The sequence below is a fragment of the Stenotrophomonas sp. SPM genome (assembly GCF_003105135.1).
In the GTDB taxonomy this organism is placed as follows: Bacteria; Pseudomonadota; Gammaproteobacteria; order Xanthomonadales; family Xanthomonadaceae; genus Stenotrophomonas.
In genome coordinates this window covers 1-22,046 of the sequence record NZ_QETL01000066.1, presented here as the reverse complement: position 1 = coordinate 22,046, position 22,046 = coordinate 1, and the positions used below count along the sequence as shown (strand labels likewise).

Here is a 22,046-nt window from a genome sequence, read left to right as displayed (position 1 = left end):
CAGCAGCACGTCATCGGGGATGCCGATCTTGCCGATGTCGTGGAAGCGCGCGGCCAGGCCGACGTGCGCGCGGCTGTCGCTGTCCATGTCGCAGTGGACAATCGGCGCCCGCGCTGAGATCGGCCTCGATGACGCCGCGCTGCCGTTCGTCGGCCACGACCGCTGGCACGCCTTCGAACTGAGCTGGCTCGACCCGCGCGGCAAGCCGCAGGTGGCCGTGGCCACCGTGCAGGTGCCGTGCACCTCGCCGCGGCTGATCGAATCGAAGTCGTTCAAGCTGTACCTGAACTCCCTCAACAGCACCCGCATCGACAGCGCCGAGGCACTGCGCGAGCGCCTGGTGGCGGACCTGTCGGCCTGCGCGGGTGCGCCGGTGCAGGTGCAGTTCGGCCTGCCGCCGCTGGTCGAGTCGCCGCTGGGCGAATCGATCGATGGGCTGGACGTGGAGATCGACTGCTACGGCCCGCCGCAGGCGGATTACCTCGCCGCCGATGCCGGCCAGGTGGTGGAGGAGACCCTGGTCTCGTCCCTGCTGAAATCCAACTGCCCGGTTACCGGCCAGCCGGACTGGGCCACGGTCAGCGTCCGCTACCGCGGCCCGAAGATCGACCGCGCCGGCCTGCTGCGCTATCTGGTCAGCTATCGCGAGCATGCCGAGTTCCACGAGCAGTGCGTGGAGCGCATCTTCAGCGAGGTGTCCGCGCGCTGCCAGCCGCAGTGGCTGGAAGTGGAAGCACGCTACACCCGCCGCGGCGGCCTGGACATCAACCCTTGGCGTGCAAGCCACGGCATCGCCGGCCCGGCCGCGACCTTCCGCGAACTGCGCCAGTAACCGCCGCAGGCGGTCATGGGTAGCACCGGGCCATGCCCGGCGAGCGCAGCGGGCATCCGCCACCCCGATTGTTCAGCCGTCCACCCGGGCGGCTTCACATCTGCACCATCCCCATTTAACAACCTCCATGTCACCGTGCCATCCACCTAGTCATGCAGACGGGAGTGTGTGGATGAGCACCGAGAAGAAAGCCGATTTTTCCGGCGTCACTTCCAGCGTCGACAGCACCGCCGAGCTGGTACCCAAGGCGGACTTCTCCGGCGTCACGTCATCGGTGGACAGCACCGCCGACGTGGTCAGCGTCGGCACGTACACCGTTCAGAAAGGCGATTCGCTGTCGAAGATCGCCAAGCAGCACCTGGGCGATGCCAATGCCTGGAAGAAGATCTTCGAGGCCAACCGCGATGTCCTCGACGACCCGGACAAGATTTTCCCGGGCCAGACCCTGAAGCTGCCGCCGAAATAAGCCGGCCCGCGCCCACGGGCGCACCAAGGCCGTCCGACAATCCCTGGGAGGAACACCCGAATGATCAAGACCAGCCCGCTCCAGACCGCCCTGATCGCCGCCCTGCTGGGCAGCGTTGCCTTGGTCGGTTGCAAGAAGAAAGAAGAGTCCACCGATAACAACGCTGCCCCGGCCGCGACCACCCCGGCCGAGCCGGCACCGGCCCCGATGACCGGCGCGCCGCCGCCGATGGCGGAAGCCGCTTCGGTTGCCGTATCGACCGTCACGGTGGGCAAGACCGCTGCCGCTGACAAGTCGGTGGCCCCGGCCGCGCTGTTCGCGCCGAAGGACGATGTGATCGTCTCGGTGCGCACCGATGCCGCCGCGAACAACGTCACCGTCGGTGCCAAGCTGACGTTCCAGGACGGCCAGGTGGCCGGTGAGCAGAACGCCACGCTGAACGCCTCCGGTGCCGAGACGACCAACATCACGTTCAAGAACGCCAATGGCTGGCCGGCCGGCAAGTACCGCGCCGAAGTCATGGTTGATGGCAAGGCGGCCGGAACGCCGCAGGAGTTCGAGGTCAAGTAAGTCCCGCCGACTCTCTCCCGGTTGGACTCACGATGGACGCAGCCGCGAGGCTGCGTCTTTTTTGTTGTGCGCTTTGCCGCGCGCTGCATCCACGCATGGCCGACATGGTTGCATCCGATACCATGCGGCTGGATCACAGCGTTGCTGTGGTGCAGTACCGCGGCGTATGGCATGGCTTTGCCCCGCGCGGCTGAAAACGCGACAATGCAGGGGTTTCCCCATCGCGCGCGCCCCTGACGGCGACGGGGAAAGTGACACGGTTGCACGTGGCACGGCGCCTGCGCCGGCCTTCCCCTGAGAACTGCTACAGAGTCCAAGTCCCCCATGTCCAAGATCCTCTACACGCTGACCGACGAAGCACCGTTCCTGGCTACCCAGTCGCTGCTGCCGATCGTCGACGCCTACACCGCCACCGCCGGTATCGTGGTGGAAACCCGTGACATCTCGCTGTCCGGCCGCATTCTGTCGCAGTTCCCGGAACTGCTCAGCGACGCGCAGAAGGTCAGCGACGACCTGGCCGAGCTGGGCCAGCTGGCGACCACCCCGGACGCCAACATCATCAAGCTGCCGAACATCTCCGCCTCGGTGCCGCAGCTGAAGGCCGCCATCAAGGAACTGCAGGACCAGGGTTACCCGCTGCCGGCTTACCCGGAAACCCCGGCCGACGACCAGCAGCGCGACTACAAGGCGCGCTATGACAAGGTCAAGGGCAGCGCGGTGAACCCGGTGCTGCGCGAAGGCAACTCCGACCGCCGTGCACCGCTGTCGGTGAAGAACTACGCACGCAAGCACCCGCATCGCATGGGCACCTGGGCGTCGGATTCGAAGTCGCATGTCGCGCACATGGCCGCCGGTGATTTCTACGGCAGCGAAAAGTCGGCCACCCTGGCCAACGCCGGTTCGCTGAAGATCACCTTCCACGGCAAGGACGGCAGCGCCGTCGTGCTGAAGGAAAAGACTGCGGTCAGGGCCGGCGAGATCGTCGATGCCGCGGTGATGAGCCGCAAGGCACTGGCCGCCTTCATCGGTGAGCAGATCGCCGATGCCAAGGCCCAGGGCGTGCTGTTCTCGCTGCACCTGAAGGCGACCATGATGAAGGTCTCCGACCCGATCATGTTCGGCGTGGCCGTCAATGAGTTCTACAAGGACGTGCTGGCCAAGCACGCCGACGTGCTGAAGCAGGCCGGTTTCGATGCCAACAACGGCATCGGTGACCTGGCCGCACGCCTGCCATCGCTGCCGGAGGCCACCCGCGCCGCGATCGAAGCCGACCTGGCCGCCGAGTACGCACAGCGTCCGGGCGTTGCCATGGTCAACTCGGACAAGGGCATCACCAACCTGCACGTGCCGAGCGACGTCATCGTCGACGCCTCGATGCCGGCGATGATCCGCGACTCCGGCAAGATGTGGAATGCCGAAGGCAAGCTGCAGGATACCAAGGCTGTCATCCCCGACCGCTGCTACGCCGGCGTGTACCAGGCCGTCATCGACGACTGCAAGGCGCATGGTGCGTTCAACCCGGCCACCATGGGCTCGGTGCCGAACGTCGGCCTGATGGCGCAGAAGGCCGAGGAATACGGCTCGCACGACAAGACCTTCCAGATCGCCGCCGACGGCGTGGTCAAGGTCACCGACGACGCAGGCACCGTGGTGTTCGAGCACGCGGTGGAAGCCGGTGACATCTGGCGCATGTGCCAGACCAAGGACGCGCCGATCCAGGACTGGGTCAAGCTGGCCGTCGAACGCGCCCGCCTCAGCAGCACCCCGGCCGTGTTCTGGCTGGATGCCGGCCGTGCCCACGACGCGCAGGTCATCGCCAAGGTCGAGCAGTACCTGAAGGACCACGACACCAACGGCCTGGACATCCGCATCCTGCCACCGGTGGAAGCGACCGCCTTCTCGCTGGACCGCATCCGCAAGGGTGAGGACACCATCTCGGTGACCGGCAACGTGCTGCGCGACTACCTGACCGATCTGTTCCCGATCATGGAACTGGGCACCAGCGCCAAGATGCTGTCGATCGTGCCGCTGATGGCCGGTGGCGGCCTGTTCGAGACCGGCGCCGGTGGTTCGGCCCCGAAGCACGTGCAGCAGTTCGTCGAAGAGGACTACCTGCGTTGGGATTCGCTGGGTGAATTCCTGGCTCTGGCCGCGTCGCTGGAACACCTGGGCAACCGCTACGACAACGCCGCAGCCCGCGTGCTGGCCAAGGCGCTGGACGAAGCCAACGGCCAGTTCCTGGACAACGACAAGTCGCCGTCGCGCAAGCTGGGTGGCATCGACAACCGCGGCAGCCACTTCTACATTGCGCTGTACTGGGCCCAGGCCCTGGCCGCGCAGGATGAAGACGCCGCACTGAAGGCCCGCTTCGCCCCGCTGGCCAAGGCACTGACCGACAACGAGCAGACCATCGTCGACGAGCTGGCCGCGGTGCAGGGCAAGGCCGTGGACATCGGCGGCTACTACCGCCCGGACGTGGCCAAGGCCAGCAAGGCCATGCGCCCGAGCGCGACCTTCAACACCGCCCTGGAGCAGCTGCGCGGCTGATCCATCGCCGCCTGCGTGTGACACCCTGAAACCCGCGCTTCGGCGCGGGTTTCTTTTTGCCTGGGCGGGCTTCTGTAGAGCCGAGCCCATGCTCGGCTGCTTCTGCTCCCGCCCTTTCGTAGAGTCGAGCTTGCTCGACTTCTGCCGGAAGCAGCAGAGCAGGCTCGACGCTACCGAAGCGCCAAGGCAGCCGAGCATGGGCTCGGCTCTACACAAGCTACCCCACGCCGGCGTATGGTGGATGCCCGTCTCCCTGCCGAGCCGTGCATGTCCCAGCCTGACATCGCCGTCGACCTGGCACCGCGCATCGCCGTGGCCATCCGCGATGGCTTCGAGGACTACCACGCGCGCTTCGCGGCGATCACTGCGCGGGCGCGGCTGCGCTTCGAGCAGCGCGACTGGGCCGCTGCACGGCAGGATGCGGTCGAGCGCATCGCCCTGTACGACATGTGCATCGCCGAACGGATGGACGCGTTGCGGCGCATGGCCGGCGATGCGATCGGCATGCGCGTGCTGCGGCTGCAGGTGCACGCGCACTACAGCGCGCTGCTGCAGGGGCTGATCGACGCCGAACTGTACAAGACCTTCTACAACACCCTTGCGCGGCGCCTGTTTGCCACCCGCGGGGTCGACCCGGCGCTGGAGTTCATCGCCTTCGACATCGAACCCTCCGATGCGATCACCCACCCGGTGGCACGTCACACCTACGCGGTGTCGCCCACGCGCCCGGTGGAGGCCCTGCAGCGGGTGCTGGCCGATTACCGCTTCGACGTGCCTTACGCACACCAGCTGCGCTGCGCGGCAGCCATCGCCATCCGCCTGCAGGATGACCTCGCCCACTGGGGCGATACGCCGGTGCGCAGCATCGAGCTGCTCGACACCGTGTTCTACCGCGAGCGCCGCGCCTATCTGGTCGGCCGCGTGTTCGGCGAACACCGTTTCTCGCCCTGCATCATCGCTCTGGTCAACGACGAGCACGGCCTGCGCGCCGATGCGGTGCTGACCCGCCGCCGCGATGTCGCCCACCTGTTCGGTGTCTCGCGCAGCTACTTCCAGGCCAACCTGGCGACCGTCGGGGATGCCGTGGTATTCCTGCGCAGCCTGCTGCCGGGCAAGCCGATCGACGAGATCTACACCGTGCTCGGCCGCGCCAAGCAGGGCAAGACGGAGCGCTACCGCACCTTCTTCCGCCACTTCAACGAACACCCGCACGAACAGCTGGTGCATGCCGAGGGCACGCCGGGCATGGTCATGGCGGTGTTCACTCTGCCCAGCTATCCGCTGGTGTTCAAGCTGATCCGCGACCGCTTCGCCTGGCCCAAGGCGATGTCGCGCCAGCAGGTGGAAGAGAAGTACGCGCTGGTGTTCAACCTGGACCGCGTCGGCCGCCTGCTCGATGCACAGCCCTACCGCCACCTGCGCTTTCCGCGCGCGCGCTTCGCCCCGGCGCTGCTGGACGAACTGCTGCAGCAGTGCACGCAGAGCGTGCGCGTGCAGGGCGACGAGGTCGAGATTGCCCTGTGCTACGTGCAGCGCCGCTTCCGCCCGTTGAACCTGTACCTGCGCGAGCAGGGCGCGCCGGGCGTACGCGCGGCGGTGCTGGACTACGCGCAGGCGATCACCGACATGGCCCGCAACAACATCTTCCCCGGCGACATGCTGCCGAAGAATTTCGGCGTGTCGCGCCATGGTCGCGCCGTGTTCTACGACTATGACGAGGTGTGCCTGGTCAGTGACTGCGTGTTCCGCGCCTGGCCGCAGCCGCGTACGCCGGAAGAGGAACTCGCCGACGAGCCATGGTTCCATGTCGGCCCGCGCGATGTGTTTCCCGAGCGATTCGGTCCGTTCATGGGCCTGCCGGCGCAGGAGCTGGCGGCGGTGCGTGAACACTATCGTCATCTGTTCGATCCCGCCTGGTGGCAGGGCCTGCAGGCCCGTTTCGCGAGCACCGACTACCCGGACACGCCGCCGTACGCCACCGACCATCGACTGGCGTGATCAGCCAGCCCGTAACGCATCGCAGGGCGACCTGATGTAGGCTTTGCAGCTCATACACAAGGAGTGAGTGTGATGCGATCTTCCCTTTTCCTGGCCCTGACCCTGGCCCTCGGTGGCGGCGCCGCGTACATCGGCACCGCCGATGCGCAGAGCGCGCGCGAGGTGCGCAAGCAGACCGAGGCCAGCATGACGCTCAGTGGCGTCATCGACATCGGCCGCGAAGGCCAGGTCGAAGGCTTCCAGCTCGACCACCCTGAGAAGGTGGCTGCCGACGTGGCGCGCATGGTCGAGGGTACCGTCAATGGCTGGCGCTTCGAGCCGGTGCTGGTCGATGGCTTGGCGGTGCGGGCACGAACCGACGTCCGCCTGCGGCTGCTGGCGGACAACCTTACCGGCAGCACCATGCAGATCCGGGTGGCCGATGCGAACTTCGGTCCGGTCGATGAAGAGAACAAGCCGTCGAGTGACGACGTCAGAGCGCTGAAGCTGCGCGCACCGGCCTATCCGGAACGCGCGGCGGCGATTCGCGGCCAGGGTGAGGTGACGTTGCTGGTCAAGGTCGGGCGCGATGGCAAGGTGGCCGACGTGGTCGCCGAGCGCACCAACCTGACCGTGGTGGCGCCGGAGCGCCAGATGCAGATGCTGCGCGATGTGTTCGCCAAGGCAAGTGTGAGTACTGCCCGCAGCTGGACGTTCAGCATTCCTACCACCGGCAAGGACAAGGATGCCGAGTTCTGGACCGTGCGGGTGCCGGTCAACTACGCCTTCGACTCCCGGTCGGAGCGGTATGGCCGCTGGTCGGCTTACATCCCCGGCCCGCGCCAGCAGGCCCCGTGGAAGACCGGCGAAGACGCGAATGCCAGCGGCTCCGACCTGCTGCCCGAGGGCGGCGTCTACATGGTCGGCCGCAACGACGGTCCGCGCCTGCTGACTCCGCTGGGCTGACCGACGCGGCCACAGCGCCAGGCCGTGCCTGGCGCGCCCGCGCACGGATCAATCCGCGTGCGGGTAGACCACCACGCGGTTGCGGCCCTGTTCCTTGGCCAGGTACAGGGCCTTGTCGGCCAGCCGCAGCGCCTGTTCCACGTCGGCATGGAACGTGGGGAAATGGGCCACGCCCAGCGACACGGTGATGCTGCCGACCGGCGCAAACGGCTGCCCGGCAATCGCCTGGCGCAGGCGCTCGGCGGTCTGCTGCGCCGCCGCCACGCTGACGCCCGGCAGCAGCACCAGGAACTCCTCGCCACCGGCGCGGCACAGTACGTCGGTCTCGCGCGAATGGCGTCGCATCTGTTCGGCGATGTGGACGATGGCGGCATCGCCGACGTCATGGCCGTGGCCATCGTTGATGGCTTTGAAACGGTCGATGTCCAGCGCCACGATCGCAAACGGCTGCCCCTGCGCCTGAAGCAGTTCCAGCGCGTTCTGCAGGCCGCGGCGGTTCAGCAGCCCGGTCATCGGGTCCGTACGGCTGGCGCGGTTGAGCGTGCCGATGCGGTCCTGCAGCGCGTTGAAGCTGTACAGCACCGCCTGCTTCAGCTGCGCCACCTCGAAGTACCACGCACGGATGCCAGTGACATGGTTGATCGCGCTGCCGGTGTCTTCGCCTTCCTGCACGTTGCGCGCCAGCTGCCACAGCGGCATCGAGATGCGCCTGGCGAACCACCAGGTGATCAGCAGCGAGAGCAGGCCCAGCGGGATCGCGTTCCGGATGACCGAGGTCATCAACCGCGACAGCGGCTGCAGGGTCGCTTCGGTCGGGCGCTGGGCGATGATGCCCCAGCCGGTGGCCGGCACCGGCGCATAGCCGGACAGCTGTGCCACGCCATGGTTGTTGACCAGCTGCTGGCTGCCGGAGTGGCCGCGCATCACCGCCTTCACCGCCGGGTTGTCCAGCGCGTAGGTGCCCACTTCCTTCGGATTGTTGTGGTAGATGATGCGGCCGTTGTGGTCGACCACATACAGGTAGGAACCATCGCGGTAGTAGTGCTTGCCCAGCAGCGTGTGCAGCGCGCTGCGCTGGCGCAGGTACAGGGTGCCGCTGACGTAGCCCAGGTAGGTGCCCTGGCGGTCGAAGATGGGGTGCGACAGCGAGATCAGCAGCTTGCCCGTCGCCGACTGGTAGGGATCACTGACCAGCGGCTGGCGGCGTGTCAGCGCCTGGTTGTTGCCGAAGCTCTTCAGCACTTCGCCCTGCAGCTGCAGCGTCTGCGGCGAGGTGGCGATGACCAGGCCGCTGGCATTGACCACCAGCGACGAGTTGAAGCTGCTGGACTGCAGCTGCAGGCGGCTGGCTTCGTCCTGGGCGTGGACGGCATCCAGGCCGCTTTCGCCGAGGCGGGTGGCGGCGTAGGCCAGCTGCTGCTGGGCGGAGAGCAGGAAGGTCTGCGTCGTGTCGGCCAGCTTGCTGCTGTAGACGCGGTTGGCTTCCAGGGTGTTGCTCACCAGCTGGTCGCGCTGCACGCGGTAGCTGGCCAGCAGGGTGTTGCCGAGGGCAACGAGCGTACTCAGCAGGGCCAGGCCAAGAATCAGCTTGCCCAGGTTGAGGCGGTTGGAGATCGGTGGCATGCGGCGACTGCGCCCACTGCTGCGGCAGCGCAGCCGGGCACGAACGGTGGGGAAGCCGCCATTATGGACACATTCGCCTGCCCCGGGGAAAGTACGGTCACCCGGTGTCAGCGTTGCAGGCGTCGCCGCAGCGTATCGCGCACGCGCTCGGCGGCGGTCGCATCCAGCAGTGCCAGCACGCCCTGTGCATCCGGCGGTACATGCGCGGCTGTGTGCGCGCCGGCGTCGAAGACATAGTGGTCAAGCATCGCGCGCCAGTGCGCGCGCTGTTCCGGCGGCAGGTCGCGCAGGGCGAGGATGGCCAGCATCAGCGCGTTCATCGGTGAATCCATCCAGGCCGGCACCGGTCGCCACCAGCTGTTGACCAGCACGTTGAACGCTTCCAGGCCTTCCATGTGGTGCCACCACAGCGAGGGAATGAACACCGCGTCGCCGGGCTCCAGCTCGGCCACCTGGGCCTGCGCCCACGCCTGCGCAAAGCGCGGGAAGCGCTGCAGGTCCGGCGCATGGAAATCAACCAGGCTGATCGCCTGCCCGGCCGGGGTGAAATCCAGCGGCCCGACGTACAGGTTGTCGATCTGCTCCGGTGCGAACAGGGTGACCCGGCGGCGGCCGGCCGCCACGCAGGCCAGGTTGTCCGGCACGTCCTGGTGGGCGGCGATGCGCGAGCGGTTGCCGATCCAGATGCTGGCCAGCGGATCGGCCATGCCGAGCTCCAGCGGATTGGCCTGGCTGAAACCCGGCAGGAAGCTGTCCAGCGTGGTCGATGCCACATAGATGGTGGGCGGTGCTGGATCGCTGGCGTACTTCAGCAGCGTCGCCAGCACCACCTTCAGCGGAATCTGCTCGCGGCGGAAATTGAATCCGCTCATGTCCTCGTTATAGAACAACCGGCCCCGCGTGTCGGGCGCGGCGGTGGTCGCCGTCACCGGCATCTGCCCGTGGTCGAAGCGGGCCAGGTGGGCCACCGCCTCGGCGGCGGATCGGCGCGCGGCCATCACCAGCGGCCAGTGCGCCACCAGCCCACGGATCACCTTCGGCGTCGTCCAGGTGGGCAGCTGCACGTGCAGCTGCGCCGGGTCCAGGCCGTGGATCTCTTCGATGGGGCGGGGCGGTGAAAGCATGCGCGGGCATCCGGAGCGGAGCGGTGGGGGGCCGAGCCCGCCCCGTGGAGCCGAGCCCATGCCCGGCCCCACGGTACTGCAGTCGGTCAGAACTTGTAACGCACGCCGAACATGTAGCGCGGGCCGGTCTGGGTGGCGTAGCGCAGCATGTTGGTGTGGCGTGCGTAGGTGCGCATGGTTTCGTCGGTCAGGTTGATCGCTTCCAGGCTCAAAGTCAGTTGCTCGCTCACCGCGTAGCTGATGTTCAGATCCAGTTGGCCATAGGCGGCGGTGTAGTTCGGGTTCGGGCCCTGGCCACCGATGCCGTTGAGGAACTTGTCGCGCCAGTTGTAGGCCGCACGGATCTGCCACGCGTTCTTGTCGTAAAACGCCACCACGTTGGCCGAGTCGCTCAGGCCGATCATCGGGTACTGGTCACCCAGGCTGAGATTGTCGAAGGTCAGCCCGGACTTCACCTTGGTGTAGTTGGCCGCCACGCCGAAACCGGACTGGCCGAACAGGTGCTGTACCGCCACCTCCCAGCCGTCGAGATGGTCCGAGCGCTGGTTGGCCGGCAGAGTGATGTCGAACCCGGCAATCGGGTCGCCAGGCTGGCCGACGATACTGCCGGTCTGCTGGCCGGCCGAGTTGACGCCCGTGGAGGTCACGCCCGGATCGCCAGCGTGGTTGGTGAAGATGTAGTTCCGGATGCATACCGTGTCCGTGGTCACGCAGCCTGATGCCAGCGCCTCGTTCCAGTAGGCGCCACCGACCGGCGTATGCAGGCTGCCGGCGTCTTCGCGTGCGATGGTGTTGCTGATGAAGTTCTTGATGTTCTTGCGGAAGAAGCCCACCGACGCGTAGCTGGCCTCGCCGTAGTACCACTCCAGCGACAGATCGAAGTTGTCTGACAGCAACGGCTCCAGCGCCGGATTGCCGCGCGAGCCGGTGCCGCCCTGGGTACGCACGATGTTGTCCAGGCGCTGGCCGCTTTCAATCTGGGTCCAGCCTGGGCGACCGAGGCTGCGGCTGTAGCTGCCGCGCAGAGCCAGCGACTCGCTGAAGTCCAGCTTCAGGTCGAGGTTGGGCAGCAGATAGTCGTACTTGCCTTTGCCGCCAACGAATGCGCCTTCGTCGGCATAGGTGATGTTGAATTCGTTGAGCGAGTTCCAGCTGATCGAGGTCGGCACCCTGACCAGCGCCAGCGATTCAACCTCGGTCTCCTCGTAGCGCACGCCGGCGGCGATGTGCAGCGGCGTGTTCCAATCGAACGTGGTGCGGTACTGCAGATAGGCGCTCTTGGAGGTCTCCTTCGTGCGGATATCCTCGGAGTACTCGGTCGGGGCCAGATAGCACGTGGGACAGGCTGGCTCCACTCCATTGGCGACCTGGGCTGCGCGGTCGCGCAGGCGGTCGAAGTCGAACACCAGGAACTGACCGGTCAGGCGGGGATCGTTGTGGCCGGAGAACGCCTTGAAGTACTTGCCCATGTCATCGGCGTACCAGATGCTGTCGTCGTAGTCTGCCGGTGTACCCACGCCGCCCCAGCTGTCGCGCTGTTCGATGGCGGCCGCCGAGCGGTTGTCGACCTGGGTGTGGCCCACACCGAAATCCAGTGCCGAGTAGTCGGCAAAACGGAACACGCCCTTTGCCTGGAACTGCTCCACCTCCGACTTGTTGTAGCTGTTCTGGAACACCGAACCGGTCACCAGGGCGTCCGATGCCTGCACGCCACCGGGTGGAAGGGCGATGTTGATGATGGGCAGCTCGCCGCTGTAATCGACGGTGGTCTTGCCGCGCACGTAGGCAGCTACGCCCAGCACACCGGCGGAGCCATAGGGGCCATCCGGCTGGGATTCAGCACTGGCACGGTGGTAGTCGAATGACAGGTCGAGCGCGTCGTTGACCTCCCAGTCCACGTTGAAACCCACCGCTTCCATGCTGTTCTTCGTGGCCAGCTTCATGCCACCCATGGCAACATCGCCGTTGACCACGTCTTCGCTGTAGACGATCGGCGCAGCCACGGGGCCGTTGGTCCAGGTGCTGTCACCTGGGCCGTAGTTGAACCACACCGAAAGTTCGCTGCGCTGCTGCTGCACCTTGTTCTCCACGTAGGTGTAATCCAGCGTGGTGGTGACGTTGTCTACCGGCTTCCACTGCAACGTGGCCTGCCCGTTGGTGCGCTGGCGCTGCACCGCGTTGACGTTGTAGGCGGTGTTCTGCGGCCGGCCATAGATGTCGTTCGGACCCGGCCGGTTGCTGATGCGATCCGAGTACCCCTGGCCCGGTTGCGGCAAGGCACGCCAGTCGGAAGTGTCATCGCCGCGCAGGGTGGCCCAGCCTTCGGCCACAGTGGCCTGGTTGAATCCCGAGTCACGCTCCTGGTGGCTGCCACTGAGGGCTATGCCGAAGCGGCCATCGGCATAGGTCTGGCTGAAGATGCCCGACAGCTCACCGGTGACGTTGGAGCCCTGCATCGTGCGTGGCACATTGTCGTTGGAGGTGTCGTGCACCGCCTTCATGCCCAGGCTGATGACCGGTGCCGCCTCCAGTGGGCGCATCGTCCTGATGTTGATCGTTGCACCAATACCGCCGGTCGGGTTGTCGGCGCGGGTGGTCTTGTAAACCTCCACCGCCGAGATCGATTCGGAGGCGATGTTGGCGAAGTCGAACGAGCGCGAGCCGCTCAAACCACCGCCACCGTTGCCGAGATTGGACGCCGGCATCTGCCGGCCGTTCAACAGCACCAAGTTGTAGTCGGGGCCGATGCCGCGCACGGTCACCTTCGAGCCTTCGCCGCTTGAAGTGCGGTCGATCGACACGCCGCTGATGCGCTGCAGCGATTCGGCGAGGTTGGTATCGGGGAACTTGCCGATGTCCTCGGCGACGATCCCATCGACCACGCCCTGGCTGTCGCGCTTGAGGTTCATCGACGACTGCAGGCTGCCGCGGATGCCGGTGACCTGCACCGTATCGAGCGTGGCCGGGTCGGGTGTCTCGCCGGCAGGTGCGTCCTGCGCCCAGGCCGGTGCAGCAAGCGCTGCGAGCAGCGCGGAAGTGAGCATCGTCTTGCGAGGTACTGCCTTGTACGTCTTCATGGAAGCTCCCTCCCCAGGGAATTCGGTGGTGTCGTTGCGGCGTTGTCTCGATCGCGGGTTACTGCATGTGGCCGGATTGGAGCGACGGTTGACAGCGTTGTCAACAAACTGCCATCAAATGCACCTGATCGGCGCGGGGGTGGGTCGTCATGTAAACGTTGCCATGAATGCGCTCATGCTGATGAATTCCCTTTGTCTGCGGGATTTTCAGCGGTTTTGCAGGAATGACAGCGCTGCCAATGGATCTGTGGAAATGAGTTGTGCGGTGCAGAACAAAACTGCGCGGATACCAATGTGCAGTGGTGGGACGCAGCAGTTGTTGTGCACTGACAGCGCTGGACAAATTGAGCAGCCAGCGGATGTCGTGCATGTCCGCTTGATGGCTTTAATCAATGACCGGGAGGACAGGTTCTGGACATGGCAACGACCGCCCGCGGACAACGCGTGTACGGTGCTGGGCACGCACAGACGCTTCATCGCGCACGGCGAAGCGGCGGCCGCCCGCGTGCGCCTGGATGCGAGGAAAACCGCAACGGACGCGTCGGTCCGCTGCGGCAGGGAGCGTCAGCGCCGGCGTGGTGCGGCGGTCGATTCGCGATCCAGCACCGCGTGCTCGACGGTGATCATGCGCCCGGCCGTCTCGGCGCGGATGTGCTCGATCAGCTGCTCGGTCGCCAGCCGGCCCATGTGCGCGGTCGGCTGGCGCACCGTGGTCAGCGCCGGATAGATGTGGCCGGCGATCGGCGTGTCGTCGAAGCCGCACACCGAAAGGTCGCGCGGCACGCGCAGGCCACGCTCGCCCGCCACGCGGTACACCGCGGCCGCCATGTCGTCGTTGGCGGCGAAGATCGCCGTCGGCGGGTCATCCAGGTCAAGCAGGGTGTTGGCGGCGTCCACGCCGGACTCGAACGAGAACTGGCCGCTGACCACCAGTTCCGGGTCGTAGGCGATGCCCGCCTCGCGCAGCGCCTGGCGGTAACCGGCGTGGCGCCACTGGCAGGCACCGTGCGCGCGCGGGCCCTTGATGTGGCCGATGCGGCGATGTCCCTGCGCGACGAGGTGGCCGATCAGTTCGACCACGGCGGTGGTTTCATCCATGCGCACGCCGATGCGGCCTTCCGGGTGGCGTGGCGCGATGCAGGCGAAGGGGATGTCCTGTTCTTCCAGGTACGACAGCACCACCTCGTCGTCGGTCAGCGGCGGGATCAGCACCACGCCGTCCGGGCGCGAATTCTCGAACAGCGCGGCCAGGTCGGGCAGGGTGCGGCGGCCGGTGCCGACCGGGCCCAGGATCAGGTTGTAGTGCTGTGCATGACAGGCCTCCAGCATGCCGCTCTGGATCTCCATCAGGTAGTTGCGCGATGGATTGTTGTAGACCAGGGCCAGTGCATACGAGCGCTGCCCCGCCAGGCTGCGCGCCGACAGGTTGGGCTTGTAGCCCAGCCGTGCCACTGCCGCCAGCACGCGTTCGCGGGTCTGCTCGCGCACGTTCGGCTCGTGGTTGAGCACGCGCGACACGGTCTTGATCGAAACCCCTGCAACGGCGGCGACATCCTCGATTCGACTGCGCATGGTGCGATGGTTCCTCCTGGAAGGCGGCGGGCACGCGGCGATGGTAGTGCGTGCTGGCCCGGTCGGTGTTGCCGAAGCAGGCGGATGTTGCCACGACATGAGGGGCGCTGGCACGTCCCGATTTCGTGTCGCGATGCAGCACCCACGCACTGCGCTGGCGTGTCGATGATGCGCCAGGCCTCGTGGTTGCGGGACGGCCGGCACGTTGCCCGCGTACAACGATTGACAGCAGCGGGGTCGCCTTATATGACAGCGCTGTCAGGAGCGGTGCGCAAGCGACCATGCCGGCGTGCGGTCGCAGTCACGCGCGCCAGTAACTTCATCCACGGAGGTAGAGCCCAGTGAATCGCCCCACCCAGACCCTTCTTGCCAGCTGCCTGCTGGCCGCCCTTGCCGCGCCCGTCAGCGCCGCACCGGCCAGCGCTGAACGCCTGCAGGACTGGCCGCGCGTGCACAGCGTGATCACCACCGACGCGCAGATCGAAAGCCGCGTGCAGCAGATTCTTTCGCAGATGACGCTGGCGCAGAAGATCGGGCAGATGACCCAGGCCGAAATCAAGACGATCACGCCCGAGCAGGTGCGCCGCTACTACATCGGTTCGGTGCTCAACGGCGGCGGCTCGTGGCCGGGCATGGACAAGCACGCCAGCGTGCAGGACTGGCTGAAGCTGGCGGACGCCTACCATGCCGCCTCGCTGGCCACCGACGCGAAGACGCCGGTGCCGGTGATCTGGGGCACCGATGCCGTGCATGGCCACAACAACGTGCTGGGCGCCACCCTGTTCCCGCACAACATCGGCCTGGGCGCGGCCGGTGATCCGGAGCTGATCGAGCGCATCGGCGAGGCCACCGCGCGTTCGGTGCGCGCCACCGGCATCGGCTGGGTGTTCGCACCCACCCTGGCCGTGGCCCACGACCCGCGCTGGGGCCGCACCTACGAAAGCTATTCGTCCGACCCGGCGGTGATCCGCAGCTTCGCCCATGCCTACGTCAAGGGCGCGCAGGGTGCTTTCAAGGATGACGGCAACGTGGTCACCACCGCCAAGCACTACCTTGGCGATGGCGCCACCGACAGCGGCCGCGACCAGGGCGAGGCGCTGGTCGACAAGGCGACGATGATCAACGTGCATGCGCAGGGCTACTACGGCGCGCTGGCCGAAGGCGCGCAGACGGTGATGGCCTCCTTCAACAGCTGGAACGATCGTGCCGCCGGCGTCGACTACGGCAAGATGCATGGCAGCAAGGCGCTGCTGACCGACGCACTGAAGGACAAGATGGGCTTCGACGGCTTCGTCGTCTCCGACTGGAACGGCATCGCACAGGTGCCCGGCTGCCGCAACGACAGCTGCGCGCAGGCGATCAACGCCGGCATCGACATGGTGATGGTGCCCGACGACTGGAAGGCGTTCATCGACAACACCACCGCGCAGGTGCAGAAGGGTGAGATCCCGATGGCGCGTATCGATGATGCGGTGACGCGCATTCTGAGGGTGAAGCTGCGCGCCGGCCTGTTCGAGCACAAGCCGTCCGACAGCCGCTATGCCGGCGATGCCACCGCTGTGCAGCACCGCGAGCTGGCGCGCCGTGCAGTGCGCGAATCGCTGGTGCTGCTGAAGAACGACAACAAGGTGCTGCCGCTTCGCCGCGACGCGCGCGTGCTGGTGGTCGGCAAGGGTGCCGACAACATCGGTGACCAGTCCGGTGGCTGGTCGCTGACCTGGCAGGGCACCGAGAACAAGAACGCCGATTTCCCCAACGCCGATTCGGTGCTGGGCGCGCTGCGCGCCGAACTCGGCGCGGACAAGGTCAGCTTCAGCGCCGATGGCCAGGGCATCGACCCGAAGGCGTTCGACGTGGTGCTGGCGGTGATCGGCGAGACCCCGTATGCGGAAACCAACGGTGACATCCTCGCCTCGGACACCGTGAGCCACAGCCGTGCCTACCCGCAGGACCTGGCCGCGCTGAACGTCGCCGCTGCGACCGGCAAGCCGGTGGTCACGGTCTATATGTCCGGCCGCCCGATGTACACCAACGACCTGCTCAATCTGTCCAGCGCGTTCGTGGCCGCCTGGCTGCCGGGCACCGAAGGCAAGGGCGTGACCGACGTGCTGGTGGCCGGCAAGGGTGGCAAGCCCGTGCATGATTTCCGCGGCCGCCTCAGCTTCCCGTGGCCGGGCGTGCCGTGCCCGGCACCGATCGACCAGCCCGATGCGAAGAAGCCGTCGCTGTTCGCGCTCGGCTATGGCCTGAGCTACGCCAAGGGCGGCAAGGTCGCCAGGCTTGACGAAGCCGACCCGGACAGCTGCGGCGAAGTGACCGTGCTGCCGATCTTCAACCGTGCCGACACGCCGCCGTTCGCGCTGCATGTGGCGGCCGCGGGTGCAACCCAGCCGCTTGGCAGCGACCTCAACGCCACCCTGCGCTGGCCCACCGCCAAGCCGGTGGTGCAGGTGCGCACCGTGCAGGTGAACACCCAGCAGGACGCCAAGGAGGTGACCTGGCTGGCCCCGGCACAGCTGATCGCACGCAGCACCTCGCGCCGCAATCTCGGCGCGCTGGCGCGCAGCAACGGTGCGCTGCAGTTCGACGTGCAGCTGGTGAAGCGCCCGGCCTCGCCGGTGAAGGTGACCATGCAGTGCGGCAGTGGCTGCGAGGGCGGGGTGGACATCGCCCCCCTCCTGGGCAAGCTGTCGCCCGGGCAGAAGCAGACGGTGACCGTGCCGCTGGCGTGCTTCGCCAAGCAGGACGTGGCCCTGGGCGCGGTGGAAGCGCCGTTCGTGGTGACCGCGGACACGCCGTTCGCGGCGGCCTTCACCCAGGTCAAGCTGACCGCCAACACGGCCAACGCCGAGGGCGCGGTGGCCTGCCCGTGATGTGGCGGGGCGCGTCCGGGCGAGCATCCACGCGTGGCGTGGATCTACCGGTAGCGTCGGGCCATGCCCGGCGAACGCAGTAGACCCACGCCATGCGTGGATGAGCCATCCCGAAGGCAAAAAAAAGCCCCGCAGTGCGGGGCTTTTCTCTTATCGCTTCATCGAACCGAAGAACTCGTCGTTGGACTTGGTGTTCTTCATCTTGTCCAGCAGGAACTCCATCGCGGCCATTTCATCCATCGGATGCAGCAGCTTGCGCAGGATCCAGATCTTCTGCAGCAGTTCCGGTTCGATCAGCAGGTCTTCGCGGCGGGTGCCCGAACGGTTGATGTCGATGGCCGGGAACACGCGCTTTTCAGCGATGCGACGGCTCAGGTGCACTTCGCTGTTGCCGGTGCCCTTGAACTCTTCGTAGATCACCTCGTCCATCTTCGAGCCAGTGTCGACCAGCGCGGTGGCGATGATGGTCAGGCTGCCGCCTTCTTCCACGTTGCGCGCGGCACCGAAGAAGCGCTTCGGGCGGTGCAGGGCGTTGGCGTCCACACCACCGGTCAGCACCTTGCCCGAGCTCGGCACCACGTTGTTGTAGGCGCGGGCCAGGCGGGTGATGGAGTCCAGCAGGATCACCACGTCCTTCTTGTGCTCGACCAGGCGCTTGGCGCGCTCGATGACCATTTCGGCCACCTGCACGTGGCGCGCGGCCGGCTCGTCGAAGGTCGAGCTGATGACCTCGCCGCGCACGGTGCGCTGCATTTCGGTCACTTCTTCCGGGCGCTCGTCGATCAGCAGCACGATCAGATGCACGTCCGGGTGGTTGGTGGTGATGGCCGTGGCCACCTGCTGCATCATCATCGTTTTACCGGCCTTCGGCTGGGAAACGATGAGCGAGCGCTGGCCCTTGCCCTGCGGCGCCATCAGGTCGAGGATGCGGCCGGTGATGTCTTCCGACGAACCGTTGCCGCGCTCCAGGGTGAAGCGGCGACGCGGGAACAGCGGGGTCAGGTTCTCGAACAGCACCTTGTTCTTCGACGCTTCGATCGGCTCACCGTTGATGGTGTCGACGATGTTCAGTGCGAAGTAGCGCTCGCCGTCCTTCGGGAAGCGGATGCGGCCGGAGATGTGGTCGCCGGTGCGCAGGTTGAAACGGCGGATCTGGCTGGGCGAGATGTAGGTGTCGTCCGGGCCGGCCAGGTAGCTGGCCTCGGCCGCGCGCAGGAAGCCGAAGCCGTCTGGCAGGATTTCCAGCACGCCGTCGGCGGCGACGCCGTCACCGTGGCGGGTCAGCACCTTCAGCAGGGCGAAGATGACGTCCTGCTTGCGGGCGCGGGCGACGCCTTCGGAGATCTGCAGCTGCTCGGCGATTTCCAGCAGCTTCTGCGCCGGCATGCGCTTGAGGTCGCTCAGCGAGTAGACCGGGAAGCCTTCCGGCACGTTGGCGTGCGGGCGCGGCACGAAGGGCTGCTGCTCGCCGCCGTCCTGCGGCATGCCGTCATCGCGGCCACGGCCACCACGGTCGCGGTCGCGGCGGTTGCGGAAGCGGTCGCGGCGGTTGCCCTGGCCCTGCTGGCCGTTCTGGCCCCCCTGGTTGTAGGGGTTGTTGTTCTGGCCCTGGCCCTGGTTCTGGCCACCGCCCTGGTGGTTCTGCTGGCGCTGGCCGGATTCGCGGCCTTCGCCACCTTCACCGCCGCCGGAGGCGGGGGCTTCAGCGGCAGGCGCGCTCGGCGCGGGGGCGGCTGCGGCCGGTGCCGGCGTTTCGGATGCGGCTGCCAGCGGCAGTGTCGGCTGCGCGGGGGCAGCGCTGGTTTCGGCGGCGGCCGGAGCGGCTGCCTTGCTCACGCGGGGCTTGCGCACGCGCTTTTCGGCGGGCGCATCGGCGCTGCCGGTTTCGGGAGTGTTATCGGACAAGAGCGTTATTCCTCGCTTGAAGGTGCGAGCGCCCGGCTGGGGCGGCGAACGTTGGGAATGGGTCTGGAAGAAACTGCGTCCAGAGGGTGCGGCACGCGAACGCGGCCGGATATGCCGACACTATCATCGGCCAGCGGCGCCGTGCAAGGGTCACCGGGAACTGCATTCATGTGGGCGCGGGGCGCCCAGCGGCAGCCGCGGTCAGCGGCTGCCGTGGAACAGCAGGATCAGGCCAGGGCCTTGTCCAGCAGGCCGGCCAGCTGGGCCTTGCCCACCGCACCGATCTGCTCGCCGACCTTTTCGCCGTCCTTGAAGACGACCAGGTACGGGATCGAACGCACGTGGTACTTGGCGGCCAGCGCACGGTTGTTGTCGACGTTGACCTTGGCGATCTTGGCGCGGCCCTGGTAGGCGTCGGCCAGTTCGTCCAGCGCGGGGGCGATCATCTTGCAGGGGCCACACCACTCGGCCCAGAAATCGACCAGCACCGGTTCCTTGGAATTCAGCACGGCGCTATCAAAGTCGGCATCGCCGACGTGTACAACCTTGTCGCTCATCTTGGTTTCTCGTCTTGGATTGCACCCGGCCAGGCCGGAGGTGGGTGAACTGGGCCATGCCCGGTGGCGCGACCCTCGTCGTTGCCTCGCGGCGGTCTGCCGCGGTGCGTTCGGCGGGATGCCTGGACGCTCACGGCCGGCAGTGTACCCCTATCGCGCGGCGGGGACAGTCGCTGGCTGGAACCCAGCGTATCGTGATCGTGTCCCAGCCCGGTATGTGTCGGATTTCACTGTCTTCGAGAACATGGGGGTGGCACCGGGGCGGGGCCAGTGGCCCTGGCGGGGCCGTTCAAGTGGCGTGCGGCTGGGTGAAGGGCGGGTAGGATCCTGGCGTCTCCCAGTCCGGTGAGACAGGTGGTTCCGGTTTGCCGGCCCGAGTGCGTTAAACTGGGACATTGTGCGGCGCGCGGACCGGGTGGTCCCAGCCTGCCAACCCGCCGCAGGGGACGCAGTTTGCGACGGTTCCCCTAGACGCTGAAGTGCCAGCCGCCCCGTGGGCCGGCGGCCATACCAAGACGGACACATGAGCGACAAACCGCTGACCGATTTGACCTTTTCCTCCTTCGATCTGCATCCGGCCCTGCAGGCTGGTCTTGAAGGAGCCGGATTCACCCGCTGCACCCCGATCCAGGCGCTGACCCTGCCGGTCGCGCTGCCCGGCGGTGATGTGGCCGGCCAGGCGCAGACCGGCACCGGCAAGACGCTGGCCTTCCTGGTTGCTGTCGTGAACCGCCTGCTGACGCGTCCGGCGCTGGCCGACCGCAAGCCGGAAGATCCGCGCGCGCTGATCCTGGCCCCGACCCGCGAACTGGCCATCCAGATCCACAAGGATGCGGTGAAGTTCGGTTCCGATCTGGGCCTGCGTTTCGCCCTGGTCTACGGCGGAGTTGATTACGACAAGCAGCGCGAGCTGCTGCAGCAGGGCGTGGACGTCATCATCGCCACCCCGGGCCGCCTGATCGACTACGTGAAGCAGCACAAGGTGGTCTCGCTCCACGCCTGCGAGATCTGCGTGCTGGACGAAGCCGACCGCATGTTCGATCTGGGCTTCATCAAGGATATCCGCTTCCTGCTGCGCCGCATGCCGGAGCGCACCACCCGCCAGACCCTGCTGTTCAGCGCCACCCTCAGCCACCGCGTGCTGGAGCTGGCCTACGAGCACATGAACGAGCCGCAGAAGCTGGTGGTCGAAGCCGAGACCATCACTGCCGCGCGCGTGCGCCAGCGCATCTACTTCCCGGCCGATGACGAGAAGATTCCGCTGCTGCTGGGCCTGCTGTCGCGCAGCGAAGGCGCGCGCACCATGGTCTTCGTCAACACCAAGGTGTTCGTCGAGCGCGTGGCGCGTTCGCTGGAAAAGGCCGGCTACCGCGTCGGCGTGCTGTCCGGCGACGTGCCGCAGAAGAAGCGCGAGAGCCTGCTCAACCGCTTCCAGAAGGGCCAGCTGGAAATCCTGGTGGCCACCGACGTGGCCGCCCGCGGCCTGCACATCGACGGCATCAAGTACGTCTACAACTACGACCTGCCGTTCGACGCCGAAGACTACGTGCACCGCATCGGCCGTACCGCGCGCCTGGGCGAAGAGGGTGATGCGATCAGCTTCGCCTGCGAGCGCTACGCGATGGGCCTGCCGGACATCGAGGCGTACATCGAGCAGAAGATTCCGTCCGAGCCGGTCACGAAGGAACTGATGACCCCGCTGCCGCGCCCGGAACGCCCGGCCCCGGCCGAAGGCGAGGAAGGCGACGACAATGAAAGCGTCGGCCAGATCTTCCGCGAAGCGCGCGAAGCCCGCGCCGCCGAGGAAGAGCGTCGTGGCGGTGGCCGCAGTGGCGGCCGTTCCGGCAGCGGCGGTGGTGGCCGTGGTGGCCGTGGTGGTCGCGACGGTGAGCGCAGCGGCGAACGCCGCCCGCGTGGCCCGCGCAAGCCGCGCGTGGAAGGCGAACAGGCTGCTGCC

Annotated in this window: 14 protein-coding genes and 2 pseudogenes; 8 read left to right on the top strand and 8 right to left on the bottom strand. The window is 66.9% G+C overall.

What is annotated here, in order from left to right; translation table 11 throughout:
• Positions 1–96: pseudogene (locus tag DCO49_RS20685) on the bottom strand (HD family phosphohydrolase); the annotation flags it as partial.
• 43 nt (positions 97–139) lie between these two features.
• On the opposite strand from DCO49_RS20685, the pseudogene queF reads away from it, so the two are divergent.
• From queF to DCO49_RS13700, 6 genes and pseudogenes are all read left to right on the top strand, one after another.
• Positions 140–832: pseudogene (queF, locus tag DCO49_RS13725) on the top strand (NADPH-dependent 7-cyano-7-deazaguanine reductase QueF); the annotation flags it as partial.
• A gap of 172 nt (positions 833–1,004) precedes the next feature.
• Positions 1,005–1,298, top strand: a complete 294-nt coding sequence (locus DCO49_RS13720) for a LysM peptidoglycan-binding domain-containing protein (RefSeq protein ID WP_116864502.1) — start codon at positions 1,005–1,007, stop codon at positions 1,296–1,298.
• A gap of 60 nt (positions 1,299–1,358) precedes the next feature.
• Positions 1,359–1,868: a hypothetical protein gene (locus tag DCO49_RS13715; RefSeq protein ID WP_116864501.1), complete on the top strand. Its 510-nt coding sequence runs from the start codon at positions 1,359–1,361 to the stop codon at positions 1,866–1,868.
• A gap of 324 nt (positions 1,869–2,192) precedes the next feature.
• On the top strand, positions 2,193–4,415 hold the full coding sequence (locus DCO49_RS13710) for an NADP-dependent isocitrate dehydrogenase (RefSeq protein WP_116864500.1): 2,223 nt from the start codon (positions 2,193–2,195) through the stop codon (positions 4,413–4,415).
• 267 nt (positions 4,416–4,682) lie between these two features.
• Positions 4,683–6,413: a bifunctional isocitrate dehydrogenase kinase/phosphatase gene (aceK, locus tag DCO49_RS13705; RefSeq protein ID WP_116864499.1), complete on the top strand. Its 1,731-nt coding sequence runs from the start codon at positions 4,683–4,685 to the stop codon at positions 6,411–6,413.
• Positions 6,414–6,485: 72 nt separating this feature from the next.
• A complete protein-coding gene (locus DCO49_RS13700) occupies positions 6,486–7,358 on the top strand; it encodes an energy transducer TonB (protein ID WP_243402745.1) in 873 nt (290 codons plus the stop codon).
• A 48-nt stretch (positions 7,359–7,406) separates the two neighbouring features.
• Here the strand turns inward: DCO49_RS13700 and DCO49_RS13695 are convergent, their stop codons facing one another.
• From DCO49_RS13695 to DCO49_RS13680, 5 genes are all read right to left on the bottom strand, one after another.
• Positions 7,407–8,981 carry a sensor domain-containing diguanylate cyclase gene (locus tag DCO49_RS13695; protein ID WP_116864497.1) on the bottom strand — a complete coding sequence of 525 codons (1,575 nt, stop codon included), beginning with the start codon at positions 8,979–8,981 and terminating at the stop codon, positions 7,407–7,409.
• Positions 8,982–9,088: 107 nt separating this feature from the next.
• A complete protein-coding gene (locus tag DCO49_RS13690) occupies positions 9,089–10,105 on the bottom strand; it encodes a cupin-like domain-containing protein (protein ID WP_116864496.1) in 1,017 nt (338 codons plus the stop codon).
• A gap of 86 nt (positions 10,106–10,191) precedes the next feature.
• A complete protein-coding gene (locus tag DCO49_RS13685) occupies positions 10,192–13,182 on the bottom strand; it encodes a TonB-dependent receptor (protein ID WP_116864495.1) in 2,991 nt (996 codons plus the stop codon).
• Between the two features lie 100 nt (positions 13,183–13,282).
• Positions 13,283–13,552: a hypothetical protein gene (locus DCO49_RS20190; RefSeq protein ID WP_133249433.1), complete on the bottom strand. Its 270-nt coding sequence runs from the start codon at positions 13,550–13,552 to the stop codon at positions 13,283–13,285.
• Between the two features lie 194 nt (positions 13,553–13,746).
• Positions 13,747–14,754, bottom strand: coding sequence for a LacI family DNA-binding transcriptional regulator (locus DCO49_RS13680; RefSeq protein ID WP_116864494.1), 1,008 nt, complete (start codon positions 14,752–14,754; stop codon positions 13,747–13,749).
• A gap of 341 nt (positions 14,755–15,095) precedes the next feature.
• Between DCO49_RS13680 and DCO49_RS13675 the strand changes: the two genes are divergently transcribed.
• Entirely contained in the window at positions 15,096–17,627 is a 2,532-nt protein-coding gene (locus tag DCO49_RS13675; RefSeq protein ID WP_116864493.1) for a glycoside hydrolase family 3 protein, read from the top strand.
• A 150-nt stretch (positions 17,628–17,777) separates the two neighbouring features.
• Here DCO49_RS13675 and rho read toward each other — a convergent pair whose 3' ends face one another.
• Complete coding sequence (rho, locus tag DCO49_RS13670) at positions 17,778–19,532, bottom strand: transcription termination factor Rho (RefSeq protein WP_116864492.1); 1,755 nt, start codon at positions 19,530–19,532, stop codon at positions 17,778–17,780.
• 227 nt (positions 19,533–19,759) lie between these two features.
• Positions 19,760–20,089, bottom strand: a complete 330-nt coding sequence (trxA, locus tag DCO49_RS13665) for a thioredoxin (protein ID WP_025878607.1) — start codon at positions 20,087–20,089, stop codon at positions 19,760–19,762.
• A 523-nt stretch (positions 20,090–20,612) separates the two neighbouring features.
• On the opposite strand from trxA, the gene rhlB reads away from it, so the two are divergent.
• Positions 20,613–22,046, top strand: a 1,434-nt coding sequence (rhlB, locus tag DCO49_RS13660; RefSeq protein ID WP_116864491.1) for an ATP-dependent RNA helicase RhlB, incomplete at its 3' end; no start/stop codon positions are given.

Coding starts and splice junctions, on each gene's coding strand:
- DCO49_RS13720 (WP_116864502.1), top strand. CDS start 1,005: ATGAGCACCGAGAAGAAAGCCGATTTTTCCGGCGTCACTTCCAGCGTC.
- DCO49_RS13715 (WP_116864501.1), top strand. CDS start 1,359: ATGATCAAGACCAGCCCGCTCCAGACCGCCCTGATCGCCGCCCTGCTG.
- DCO49_RS13710 (WP_116864500.1), top strand. CDS start 2,193: ATGTCCAAGATCCTCTACACGCTGACCGACGAAGCACCGTTCCTGGCT.
- aceK (WP_116864499.1), top strand. CDS start 4,683: ATGTCCCAGCCTGACATCGCCGTCGACCTGGCACCGCGCATCGCCGTG.
- DCO49_RS13700 (WP_243402745.1), top strand. CDS start 6,486: ATGCGATCTTCCCTTTTCCTGGCCCTGACCCTGGCCCTCGGTGGCGGC.
- DCO49_RS13695 (WP_116864497.1), bottom strand. CDS start 8,981: ATGCCACCGATCTCCAACCGCCTCAACCTGGGCAAGCTGATTCTTGGC.
- DCO49_RS13690 (WP_116864496.1), bottom strand. CDS start 10,105: ATGCTTTCACCGCCCCGCCCCATCGAAGAGATCCACGGCCTGGACCCG.
- DCO49_RS13685 (WP_116864495.1), bottom strand. CDS start 13,182: ATGAAGACGTACAAGGCAGTACCTCGCAAGACGATGCTCACTTCCGCG.
- DCO49_RS20190 (WP_133249433.1), bottom strand. CDS start 13,552: ATGCACGACATCCGCTGGCTGCTCAATTTGTCCAGCGCTGTCAGTGCA.
- DCO49_RS13680 (WP_116864494.1), bottom strand. CDS start 14,754: ATGCGCAGTCGAATCGAGGATGTCGCCGCCGTTGCAGGGGTTTCGATC.
- trxA (WP_025878607.1), bottom strand. CDS start 20,089: ATGAGCGACAAGGTTGTACACGTCGGCGATGCCGACTTTGATAGCGCC.